The organism is Streptococcus sp. 1F3 (genome assembly GCF_054968985.1).
Genome location: NZ_JBUEQR010000022.1, coordinates 1 through 10,811 on the forward strand (window position 1 = coordinate 1; position 10,811 = coordinate 10,811).

Sequence of the window (10,811 nt, forward strand, 5' to 3'; positions counted from 1 at the left end):
AGGAAAACTCCCCTTTAGCTTCTAGTGAATTTTTGTTTTTTCACTGTCCACTATAAGGGGAGTATATCAAGCTTCTAGTGAATTTTTGTTTTTTCACTGTCCACTATAAGGGGAGTATATCAGATTCTCCTGATGTTCATCCTTAGTTCTTTATCTTCTCAAAAATAAGGGTAAAATCTGTCAGCACCTGCTCCAAGGAAACCGTCATTTCTTCCCGCGTCTGGTTGTTCTTCACAGTCACTTGCCCTTGCTCCACTTCACTTTCTCCAAGCGCCAGAATCATTTTAGCCCGAAAGTGGTCCGCAGATTTGAATTGGGCTTTCAATTTACGCCCTAAATAATCTCGTTCTGCTTTAAAGCCTTGATTTCGCAGAGCCTGCACCAATTCTAAAGCCTGAACATTCACCTCTTGCCCCAAAACAGCAATGTAGATGTCTAACTCCTCTTCTAAGGGAAGCGCTATTCCTTGCTTTTCAAGAACAAGAAGGAGGCGTTCAATCCCCATACCAAAGCCAAAACCTGGTGTTTCTGGTCCACCAAAATACTCAACCAAGCCATCGTAACGACCACCCGCACAGATGGTCAAGTCACTTCCAGATACCTCTGTAATAAATTCAAAAATCGTATGGTTGTAATAATCAAGGCCACGGACCATATTAGTATCGATAACATAGTCAATCTTTAAGGCTTCGAGCATTTCTCGCACCTTATCAAAATGGACTTGACTTTCCTCATCTAAGTAGTCCAGAATAGACGGAGCATTTTCTACAGCTACCTTGTCTTCCTTTTCCTTGCTATCAAGAACACGGAGCGGATTTTCTTCCAAACGACGCTGGCTATCTTTTGACAAGGTCTCCTTGAGCGGCGTCAAGTAATCGATCAATGCCTTACGATAGGCTGCACGACTAGCCGTATTCCCTAAGCTATTCAAATGCAGGGTCACACCTTGAATACCAATTTCCTTAAAAAATTGACTAGCCATCGCAATGGTCTCTACATCTGTCGCAGGATTGCTAGAGCCAAAGCACTCCACTCCAATCTGGTGAAATTCACGCAAGCGTCCTGCCTGCGGACGTTCATAGCGAAACATGGAGCCCATATAGTAGAGCTTAACGGGTTTTTGCACCTCTGGAGCGAAGAGTTTATTTTCTACATAGGAGCGAACGACCGGTGCTGTCCCTTCTGGACGAAGCGTGATGTGACGGTCTCCCTTGTCATAGAAATCATACATTTCCTTGCTGACGATATCTGTCGTATCCCCAACAGAGCGACTAATCACCTCATAGTGCTCAAAGATGGGCGTACGAATTTCCTTGTAGTTGTATTGACCAAAGATTTTCCGGGCAAATTCTTCCACATACTGCCATTTAGCAGATTCTTTGGGCAAAATATCTTGGGTTCCTTTAGGTTTTTGTAGTTTCATAGAATAAATAAACCTGGCGGCTCTACATAGCCGAACAGACGATTCCTTTCTGTACTTTCTTTCCATTCTAGCATATTTCAGAGAATTTTCCTATCTGTTAAAAATCTTGGCAAATTTTTTCAAAAAATCTGTCAAGTAACTTTACTTTACAAAAAAAATATGATATCCTACTAAGGTTGGCAAAAGCCATACATACAATTATTGTATTTGAATACGGGCTAAAAGCTCAGAAAATAGATAAGTCTCTTTCTAATCCTGTGATGGGTTCGAAAATTACTCCGTTTTCAGTCGCTTTTCTACGCCCTTTATACATCATACGGAGGATAAAAAGAAATGGCAGTACCTGCACGTCGCACATCAAAAGCGAAAAAAAACAAACGTCGTACGCACTACAAATTGACAGCACCATCTGTAAAATTTGATGAAATTACTGGGGATTACTCACGTTCTCACCGTGTATCTTTGAAAGGATACTACAAAGGACGTAAAATCGCTAAAGCTGCTGCAGCTGAATAATAGAAGGGAGATACCATGCGCGTAAATATCACACTTGAACACAAAGAATCTGGTGAACGCTTGTACCTTACTTCTAAAAACAAACGTAACACCCCAGACCGCCTTCAATTAAAGAAATACTCACCAAAATTGCGGAAGCACGTGATTTTTACTGAAGTTAAATAAAAGTTTAATTAGTGAAAATAGCTTTACATCAATGGTTAACGCCATTGATTTTTATTTTCGGCAACATTTTGGAAACATAAAAAGCAGTAAGCGTGTGCCTTTACTGCTTTTTGCAATCTGCGTTTTTGTCGAACAGACTTCGCTAGTTAGACAAAAGCCACGATTATTATTAGACTGGCATGTGAATGTCGTAAACCTTTCGGCTGGCACGTACTAGCGCACTTTGCAACTGCTTATTGTCAATCAGCTTTCACGGCATAAATCGCTTGATGTGGGCAGTGGTATGAGTAAAACATAATAGCTTGCTTGTTTATTTGGTCATACGTTCGGGAAAACGTGCCAATTTTAGGTGCTCCTGGTTGAATTTTGTTCGTATTTTTAAATAGTTATCCCCTCAACAACTAGTCAGTTGCCGAGGGGATAGTATTCTTCTACTTCATAGCTTCTTCCAGAGCCTTACTATCTTCTTTATAATATGTTCCTTCCATACCACCGCCATTTAATATCTCCAATTCTCCTGTCTCGGAAATATTATAAGCAATTACAACAGTCAAAAAACCCGAAACTGTAAATTGTTTTTTATCCTGTTCAATATCAGTAATTGGTACCGCATTGCCACCCGAAGCCAAATGATAGAGACCAGAATCTTTATCAAACTCAAAAGCAAGTGTTTTCTCGCCATCATATACTTTATAGAACTTTCCCTCTAAATTATTAGCAGGTTTACCACAAGCTACAAGGAATAAGGAACATAAAACAATAACAACTGCCCAATAAAACTTTTTCATAATATAAACTCCTATTTATTTTTTTATATTATACTAATTTAACACACAAACATCAACATTCTGATAGAACCATATTCTTATATTTCTTAGCTTTTTCCTAAAGTATAATTTTTAGTATCATTATGAACCTTTAGTACTCGTGATTTCGTCTTAAAGCTCTTATTACGAAAATCAATAAACATTGGACCAGATGGCTCAAGCAAAGGTTGTTGTGGTTGCTTCCAGTTCTTCTTAAAGTTATCTATCCCTTTTTGATGACGGATAGAACGGTCTAAACTCTTGATACGTTGCTTCCTATCTAGTGTATCTATCTTGTCCTTATCAATACGAAGCAATGTTCCTTGACGTTTTCGTCTATAGTGCTGATTCCCTGCGGTATTGTCTCTGTAGCCTTTTGATAAAAGATGATAAGCTAGAGCTTTTGTTTTATTACCCATTCCTCTTATTTTCTTCATCGGTTCTTTTCTTCTTAGAGTGCGTAGCTCTTGTCCTCTTTCTGTCTTTAAACTTGCAACTTCAAAACTATCTCCTTGTTTCATATGACCTTGCACAGAACGATTGTAAGCATTTGCTCGTTGCCTTGCAACTAGCTTTTCTGTCCCTATTTTTCCCGCACCAATCGCCATCAGTCCGCCAACAAGAGCAGGTTTTGAAACCATTCCTAAACCTCTCTGGACGGTTTTAGTTGTACCTGATGTTAGTTGCCGTAACATACGACCTGCTGGAGCTAAGCGTTGCCCTTTAAAAATACGTGCAATTTGAAAACGGAACTTCCAGAGAAAATAGTAAATAATTAAGCGGAGAAACAAGGAAAAAACAATATCTTCTGCCGTCAGTTTTAAAAGAATACTATTCAAGGTGGCATTAAAAAGAACAAATAAGGTTGTACCTGCTCCTAGCATAGAAGATAAAGTCATGGCATAGGCAATCATTCTTACGGTATTCCATAATACATTCCAGAAGAAAGGGAAGATGACAGCTACAAGAATATAAGGAAAGCCAACAAATAAGAAAAGAACTCCTATTTTTAAGACAAAAGCAAATATAGATAAACCATTTATAACAATCCCTAAAAACGGAACCTCTATTAACATGACTATAATATATTTCATTTTTGTGCCTAGAGTTCTAATATTTTTTACTTTGGGTTGTTCTTTGGTTCCAACTACCTCCTCTATTTTTTTACCTGAAATAATATACTCTTTATCGTTATCACGAAAACCAAATAGGGCTATCAGTTGCTCATCTGTAAGGTTATAACTTCCCTCCTGTTTTTTAAAGTCTGAATTCATACCTTTATAGGGTTCCCATATAGCTTGCTCAAAATAGGCTACTAGGACTTGGTCAGAGCTTTCTTCTAACAATCCAGCTGTAATCTCTTTTTGTACCTTATCAAGAGCAGTTGATACACCATAATATAATTTAGAAACAAACGTACGAGGTTGTACTTTTTCTTCCTGCCTTACCTCCATACCACCTGAAAGAGAATAGGCGACTGGGTCTAGTTTGGGAGGAGCTGTATAGAGTTGTTGTACAGACCCCATGACAAGTATACTTAAACAGATGATTTTCAAAGCCGAACCTCGCCTCGTTATCTGCATATAAAAAGCGTAAGAAAATATAACAATTAAAGCGTACCAACGCACAGCTCCAAAAATAGTTTGAAAAGTAGAAGCACTTTGGTCTATGATTTTGACAATCGCCATATCTACAGTACCGCCACTTTTTCCTAGTAAGTCATAGGTTTTTACGAATAATTCAAATAAGAATTGAGCTACCCAAATAAACCCATTAAAACACTTATTAAAAAAAGTATCAATGGCAGTCATTGGGTCAAACCAATCTATATCATTTAATAGTTTAGAGCCAAGGTCGGATAGATTAATAGCTTGTTCAGTTCCTTTTATAAAAAATTCACCCTCTTTAAATTCAAAACTAGTCATTCTTTTTTGTCTCCTTAAAAAACAATCTACCCATTATAAAATCAGATGTTACTAAGATATACTTAATTAAAAAGCAAGATACTGCTGTTAAAATTAAAAACATATAAAAATAATTAAATATGAAACTTAAATCTTCATAACGTACACCTAAAACCAATAACAGACCAAAAGTAAGTGGTAATAACAGACTTAACCCCACCAATAATACAATACGAAACAAGACAGTAGTGTACTTATCCTCTGGGTCATTTAATTTTACCCATAACGGTTTAAATAATTTTTTCATAATAATTCCTTTCTGTGGTAGCTACTTTGGTAGCCAAATCTTAAAAACTCCTATTTTTTCCTAAATTCGGTCAAAACTAAACCCTATTAAATCAACCTTTATAATCTTTTTGTTTATATGTTTTGAAATATAGAGTACATTAAAATTATACTCATTTATCAATATTTGAGATTTACTTTTCCCTCCAATTTATCCGCCACCTCTTTCATAGCAGTAGGACGAAGATGAGAATATACGCCTAGTGTAGTTTGAATACTAGCATGTCCTAAACGATTTTTAAGTTCTAAATCATTCATACCCAAGGATAACAATAAACTTGCATGAGAGTGCCTTAAATCATGTATTCTAATAGATTTTATCCCTGCTTTCTCACTATGAACTAAAATCGCCTTGTTTAACATTGTTTTGGTGATAGGCATACAGTTGTATGAGAATATAAAATCAATCCTACCTAATTTTTTCTGATGCTCTCTCCATTCTTTCAATGCTTCTATAGTCATGCTATCAAGATAAATCAATCTATTGCTTGAAAAAGTCTTTGTTGGGTTTATCTGCCAATTATTCTTATTTTGATAAAACATAGACTTACTTACAACAAAGCTCTTGTTTACAAAATTTATATCATCCCAAACCAAGGCCTGAAGTTCACTAATTCTCAAACCAGTCATAAAGAGGAATAAGCAGGTGATAAATTTCAAATGCTCTAAAACATCTTCTTTTTCAAAAGTCTTGATAAATACTTCAAACTCCTCTTTTGTCCAAAAATCCACTTTATGCTTAGTACGACTGACATTTCCAGCTTTTCTAACTGGATTTTCACTGACTATCCCTAAAGTCATAGCCATATCAAAAATTTCTTTCATAGACTGATGTAAATCTTTTAAATAGTTATTGGATAGTCCTTCCTCAAGAATAGTCGTATGCCATTTTTTGATGTGAATTGGTTGAATATCAACCATTTTCATTTTTGAAAAATATCTAAGCCTCTTTAGCTTTGAGGTAAACGTCATATAAGTTCTATCAGATACTTTATTTTTATAATCTGGTATGAAATAGTTATCGAGAAACATTTCAACCGTTAAACTAGCACCATGTACAATCGCTTTACGAGAATGTTTCGCCATAAATTCATCGTACCATTTTTTAGCTTCTGTCTGTGTCTTAAATCCTCGCTTTTTCTTCTGCATTCTCTTGCCTGTTATCTCATCAAATCCAAGAGAAGCTACTGCATAATACGTGCTAGTAGCTTTATCATAATATACATGAGGTATTTTAGGCATAGCTTTCTTGCCCCTCAAACTCTAATTTTGTACCTAAAATTTCCTCCACTGCTTCGACTGGAACACGTCCAAGACCTTTAGAAGCATAATAAGCAAATCCCTTTTGTACCATAAGAGCTTTGGCTTGTTTGATAAGCGTATACGCTTGATAATTTCCAAAACCTAATTTTTTTAAATCTTCTTTAGTGATAAACATAGCTTTTATTTTCCTTTCATGTTATAATATCTTTAGTTGTTTTATATTTGATGCGGTTTGCCGACTGCATCATTTTTTTTATTTTGCAATACCTTGCTTTACTCTGAACAAAGATATAAATATCTGGTAAGTATTGATACAACTCGGGAGCTTGTCTAAAATCAATAAGGTGTTCTATCCCCTCTTTTGTTCTTTGTGTGAATATCTTTATCTTCCTAGTCATTTGCCACGTCCTAATAACTCTCTATCCGCTCAATATTATAAGCATTAAATGCAGTATAAGCCATCTTCATAAAACTAATACTACTTTCGCAACATAAATTCGCAAACAAGTTGTCCTTTTCCCAAGTAGTCAAAATAGTACCTACAAATTTTAATAATATAATTCTTTCTCTAGGTGCTAAGTTTTCCAATTCTTTTATACTTAAGTCAAGAATGCAATCATACAAAAAATCAAGTTCTTCTTCACTTTTTACATGTTCTGATAAATATTTTTGCAAATTCCACCTTACAAATTTATCTTCATATACAGCAATATGAATAAATAGTATCATCACGGTATACTCTTTTTCTGAAATATCAATTTTTTCCATTGGTCACGTCCTTTATTTTCTTTGGTAAAATTCTAGGATAGATATACTTATCTAATAATTTTGTGATAAATACTCCCCTATCTTGAACGGAGAATAAATCCTCATAATCAAAATTCAATACAATACTAGTACCGTCAGAGCGTTGATAATGTCCGTTCGCTTTGCTTTCCTTTACTTCTGATACGCTATAAAAACGTTTCTCCATACCATGCTTCCTAGCAATTTCTGAAGAATAATTTACTCGACGCAAATACTGGTTAATATCTTCCGTCTCAATCTTTCCAAAAAATTGTTTCGGGGACATGTGAGCAGACATAATCACTAAGCGAGGGACTACTAACTTGTTACGATAACGGGCTGACATTCTCGCAGAATTGACAGGGTCAAATAGTTTTAACCAATCAGTAGCTGATAGGCTATCCTCTCGTAAATCGTCTAAAAGGAGGATTTCTTCTCCAGCGTAATTATCAAACGGATTTTTTGAACTGGCTGAATAGGAACTACCGTTCAAACCTACATTATCTAAAGCTGTTTGTACCTCTAAGGCAATATCCCGAGCAAGAGTTGATTTTCCTATCCCTGGTTTTCCTTGAATATAAAGAACTGTTAAATCATACTCACCATTTTGTAGAGCTTCCAATCGTAATACACTCTCACGTTCTCCAAAAATATCAAATCCTTCTAGGAATTTTTGGCGATTATTTGCCATTAGGTAATACAAGTTATCATCTTTCATAATGTCAAAATAGGACAGTTCTCCCTTATACACTTTAGCTAAGACTAAATCAAGGCTCTCATCTGATTTCTCACGTTTTTTAGTCGCAGAATACTTTTCAAAATCTTCTCTATTTTGATTGATGAATGTTTCATAATCAAGCGTATCAAAGGTTTCTACATCACTGACAGGATATTGGTACTTATCCTTATCTTTGGCATGAATAAGATAAGCTAGAGCGTTAATTCTAGTTAAATGCCTACCGCCTTTTGATTTTGGAGTTTCAATACGTTCACGTTCCAAGCCTAAAGCCCCAGCTACTTTTGATAAATCAATCCGTCTCGGAAAATCAATATAACCATGCACATGCGGTTCTACTGACTTTGTACCGTACGAAATGTCTTTATCATGCACTACTATTGCAAATTCCACAAACTCATCTTTTTCCACAAGATGACGGATACAACCAAAAATATGTCTGAATATCTTATCCTTATTTTCCTGCCAATCATCAAGTAACTTTTTCTCCTCGGGAGACCAATTCCAATAATTCGACTTCAACTGTTGCTCAAATAGAAATCGCCTATTTTGAATTCTTTTTATCATATTTTTTAATGCACCTTTCTTTTCATTTTCAATCTCTTTTCACCAAATTATGAGTATATGCTCCATTTTTTCGAGCATATACTCATGCATATACTCACGCATAAACTCACCATTTTCTCCCATTTTAGGGTTTTTAATGCCCCGTTTTAAGGGGCGACTAACCGTCATCAAACCCAATGGTTTCAATGGTTTAGCACCATTCTATCGTCAAGTCCTAGAATGGCGCGCGCATAGAAAATGAGTATATGAGTATATACAAACCCTATAAAACTCTTGAGCGAAAAACGACAACGGAAAATTCTAAAATTATGAAAATGTATGAAAACAACTCTCAAGCAAAAATCCGACTTGTTTTTTGGTAGCCGTATAGCCTCCCGCACTTCGTCGGCTAGGGCTTCCCCTAGCCCGCACGACGAAGCGCTGGCTACAGCTCCCAAAAAGTCGCATTTTTGCCTACATCAGCGAGTTTCTTTCTTCAGTGCCACATCTTCTGCCTTGTACCAGCCTCGACCATTGTTGGTCATTCCTCCAGTCACATCAGTAAAGACAAGCTCTGCCCCGAAAAAGACTTCCAGTTTCTTCAGTGTTTTAATGCTATATTCTAGTTGATGAACTGTATCAACCACAGAATAGCTATATTTACCGTCTATCTCTTCTACGCTACCTGTAGAAACGACTTCCAGCTTTTCAATTACATCAGTTTCATATTCATTGCCAGTCTTTTCACTGGTAAATGTTTTCCGAACTGTGTTTTGTTGCAATACTTCTGATAGTGTACGATTCCATGTTGGCTGTGCCATAATTAAATACCTCTTTTTTCTTTCTTTTTAAATGGAGACCAACTCTTAGACTGGTTTTCTTCCAAGACCTCAAGCCGTTCTTCTAACTTTTTTACCCTACCTGTCAAGACAGAGATAGTTACATCTTTATTCTTATTAGCTGTTTTTAGACCCTCTACAGCATTTTTCAGGGTGAAGACATCTTTGTATAGCTGACGCTCTCTACGGGCTTTTAAATCGCCCCAAATTTCAACAACAGACTGCACTAGGTTGTTTGTCTCATTTATCCGTTCAGATAGTCTAATAAACTTATTAAACTCTTCTTCAGTGAATTGATAGACACTTTGGACACGTCTGCGACTAACACGCATTTTAGTCTGTGTAAATTCATGACCTGAAAGCTCCTCCACTTTCAATCGCCATTTTTTGACCGACGAAAAGGATTTACCCGTAGCTTCCATAATGTCCTTATATTCATAATATTCCTTATAAGCCATTCTCCTATTCTCTTTTCTCTGAAATATGGTATAATCAAATTAGTTATTTTGGTAAGTCTTTGAAGAGTTGCACTTTTCAAAGACTTTTTTCATACAATCATAAGCAGTTACCCCCTTGAAATAATCCACCTAACTGTGATACAATAATTTTACAATTAAGCAAACATGATAAAACTAATTATCACAAAATAATGGTATCAATTTTTTTATTCATTGTCAACTAAAAGAAAAGATATTTTTACACAAGAGGTACAATATGGAATTCAATGATAGACTCAGAGACTTACGCACTCAAAAAAACTTGACACAACAAGAGCTTGCAGATTTGTTAAAAATAACTCGTGTAACCTATAGGAATTATGAAACCGGAACCAACGAACCAAAATTCAGAACACTATTAGAACTCGGAAAAATTTTTAATGTAACAACTGATTATTTACTGGGCGTTACAGATATAAATGAATTTGACAAAACATATGAAGAAAATATACAAAAAAGCTTTAGAGAAATACGAGAAGCAACTGATGTCTACAAAAATAAATTAGATACCGCACTTTATAGACTGATAAATATGGTAGAATATAATTCTGCTCCAAAAGATAGAATCGGAGAAGCTATAAAAAACACAGTAGAAGTAATTAGACATCATAATATCGACATAGAGCCTTTCGTAAAAAATATGATTGAAAAATGGAGTAGCTTTGAAGAAGACAAAAACTCTTTACTTTCTCTATTTGGCAACAATTTGGAAACAACTGATACAAAATAGATCTATTTTCAGTAACTAGATTTTTATTAAAACACAATAAAACGTAGCATTCTACATACTACGTAATCTATAACTTATTGAAGTTAAATAATTGAATAAACCAAAAGCCTATGAAATCAACGTTTCAAAGGCTTTTTTATCGGCTCTTTGTCAACTGTAGTGGGTAGATGAAAAGCTAACACCTAGAGAGGACGAACTTGGTTCTCTCTTTCTTTACGTTTAAAGCAATCAAAATGCGTTTTTTAAAGTTTTCAA

The 10,811-nt window shown here is 35.6% G+C and carries 13 protein-coding genes; 3 read left to right on the forward strand and 10 right to left on the reverse strand.

All coding sequences use genetic code 11. The annotated features are described in order from the left end of the window. Positions 1–142: 142 nt before the first annotated feature. A complete protein-coding gene (gene hisS / locus ACVPON_RS01580; protein WP_462875511.1) occupies positions 143–1,423 on the reverse strand; it encodes a histidine--tRNA ligase in 1,281 nt (426 codons plus the stop codon). Between the two features lie 333 nt (positions 1,424–1,756). On the opposite strand from hisS, the gene rpmF reads away from it, so the two are divergent. Together rpmF and rpmG are read left to right on the forward strand one after the other, a co-directional pair. Then, positions 1,757–1,939, forward strand: coding sequence for a 50S ribosomal protein L32 (rpmF, locus tag ACVPON_RS01585; RefSeq protein WP_462875513.1), 183 nt, complete (start codon positions 1,757–1,759; stop codon positions 1,937–1,939). Positions 1,940–1,954: 15 nt separating this feature from the next. After that, positions 1,955–2,104: a 50S ribosomal protein L33 gene (gene rpmG, locus ACVPON_RS01590; protein ID WP_002262412.1), complete on the forward strand. Its 150-nt coding sequence runs from the start codon at positions 1,955–1,957 to the stop codon at positions 2,102–2,104. 431 nt (positions 2,105–2,535) lie between these two features. Here rpmG and ACVPON_RS01595 read toward each other — a convergent pair whose 3' ends face one another. From ACVPON_RS01595 to ACVPON_RS01635, 9 genes are all read right to left on the reverse strand, one after another. Continuing rightward, on the reverse strand, positions 2,536–2,892 hold the full coding sequence (locus tag ACVPON_RS01595) for a hypothetical protein (RefSeq protein ID WP_462875516.1): 357 nt from the start codon (positions 2,890–2,892) through the stop codon (positions 2,536–2,538). Positions 2,893–2,978: 86 nt separating this feature from the next. After that, entirely contained in the window at positions 2,979–4,835 is a 1,857-nt protein-coding gene (locus ACVPON_RS01600) for a hypothetical protein (protein ID WP_462875518.1), read from the reverse strand. Beyond that, the gene (locus ACVPON_RS01605; RefSeq protein WP_462875519.1) at positions 4,828–5,121 is read right to left on the reverse strand and encodes a hypothetical protein; all 294 of its coding nucleotides are present in this window, start codon (positions 5,119–5,121) and stop codon (positions 4,828–4,830) included. The genes ACVPON_RS01600 and ACVPON_RS01605 overlap by 8 nt, the downstream gene beginning before the upstream one ends. Positions 5,122–5,279: 158 nt before the next feature. Then, positions 5,280–6,401: a site-specific integrase gene (locus tag ACVPON_RS01610; RefSeq protein ID WP_462875521.1), complete on the reverse strand. Its 1,122-nt coding sequence runs from the start codon at positions 6,399–6,401 to the stop codon at positions 5,280–5,282. After that, positions 6,394–6,597 carry a DUF3173 family protein gene (locus ACVPON_RS01615; protein ID WP_462875523.1) on the reverse strand — a complete coding sequence of 68 codons (204 nt, stop codon included), beginning with the start codon at positions 6,595–6,597 and terminating at the stop codon, positions 6,394–6,396. Before ACVPON_RS01615 ends, ACVPON_RS01610 begins: the two co-directional genes overlap by 8 nt. Positions 6,598–6,830: 233 nt before the next feature. Then, positions 6,831–7,190 carry a hypothetical protein gene (locus ACVPON_RS01620; protein ID WP_462875525.1) on the reverse strand — a complete coding sequence of 120 codons (360 nt, stop codon included), beginning with the start codon at positions 7,188–7,190 and terminating at the stop codon, positions 6,831–6,833. Next, positions 7,177–8,511, reverse strand: coding sequence for a Rep family protein (locus ACVPON_RS01625; protein WP_462875526.1), 1,335 nt, complete (start codon positions 8,509–8,511; stop codon positions 7,177–7,179). The genes ACVPON_RS01620 and ACVPON_RS01625 overlap by 14 nt, the downstream gene beginning before the upstream one ends. A gap of 458 nt (positions 8,512–8,969) precedes the next feature. Beyond that, complete coding sequence (locus ACVPON_RS01630; protein ID WP_462875528.1) at positions 8,970–9,311, reverse strand: hypothetical protein; 342 nt, start codon at positions 9,309–9,311, stop codon at positions 8,970–8,972. Positions 9,312–9,313: 2 nt separating this feature from the next. Then, positions 9,314–9,787: a hypothetical protein gene (locus ACVPON_RS01635; protein ID WP_462875529.1), complete on the reverse strand. Its 474-nt coding sequence runs from the start codon at positions 9,785–9,787 to the stop codon at positions 9,314–9,316. 256 nt (positions 9,788–10,043) lie between these two features. Between ACVPON_RS01635 and ACVPON_RS01640 the strand changes: the two genes are divergently transcribed. Beyond that, positions 10,044–10,556, forward strand: coding sequence for a helix-turn-helix domain-containing protein (locus ACVPON_RS01640; protein WP_462875531.1), 513 nt, complete (start codon positions 10,044–10,046; stop codon positions 10,554–10,556). Positions 10,557–10,811 lie beyond the last annotated feature (255 nt).

Excerpts from the sequence above, each read along its gene's own strand:
- hisS (WP_462875511.1), bottom strand. The coding sequence starts at position 1,423 with ATGAAACTACAAAAACCTAAAGGAACCCAAGATATTTTGCCCAAAGAA.
- rpmF (WP_462875513.1), top strand. The coding sequence starts at position 1,757 with ATGGCAGTACCTGCACGTCGCACATCAAAAGCGAAAAAAAACAAACGT.
- rpmG (WP_002262412.1), top strand. The coding sequence starts at position 1,955 with ATGCGCGTAAATATCACACTTGAACACAAAGAATCTGGTGAACGCTTG.
- ACVPON_RS01595 (WP_462875516.1), bottom strand. The coding sequence starts at position 2,892 with ATGAAAAAGTTTTATTGGGCAGTTGTTATTGTTTTATGTTCCTTATTC.
- ACVPON_RS01600 (WP_462875518.1), bottom strand. The coding sequence starts at position 4,835 with ATGACTAGTTTTGAATTTAAAGAGGGTGAATTTTTTATAAAAGGAACT.
- ACVPON_RS01605 (WP_462875519.1), bottom strand. The coding sequence starts at position 5,121 with ATGAAAAAATTATTTAAACCGTTATGGGTAAAATTAAATGACCCAGAG.
- ACVPON_RS01610 (WP_462875521.1), bottom strand. The coding sequence starts at position 6,401 with ATGCCTAAAATACCTCATGTATATTATGATAAAGCTACTAGCACGTAT.
- ACVPON_RS01615 (WP_462875523.1), bottom strand. The coding sequence starts at position 6,597 with ATGTTTATCACTAAAGAAGATTTAAAAAAATTAGGTTTTGGAAATTAT.
- ACVPON_RS01620 (WP_462875525.1), bottom strand. The coding sequence starts at position 7,190 with ATGGAAAAAATTGATATTTCAGAAAAAGAGTATACCGTGATGATACTA.
- ACVPON_RS01625 (WP_462875526.1), bottom strand. The coding sequence starts at position 8,511 with ATGATAAAAAGAATTCAAAATAGGCGATTTCTATTTGAGCAACAGTTG.
- ACVPON_RS01630 (WP_462875528.1), bottom strand. The coding sequence starts at position 9,311 with ATGGCACAGCCAACATGGAATCGTACACTATCAGAAGTATTGCAACAA.
- ACVPON_RS01635 (WP_462875529.1), bottom strand. The coding sequence starts at position 9,787 with ATGGCTTATAAGGAATATTATGAATATAAGGACATTATGGAAGCTACG.
- ACVPON_RS01640 (WP_462875531.1), top strand. The coding sequence starts at position 10,044 with ATGGAATTCAATGATAGACTCAGAGACTTACGCACTCAAAAAAACTTG.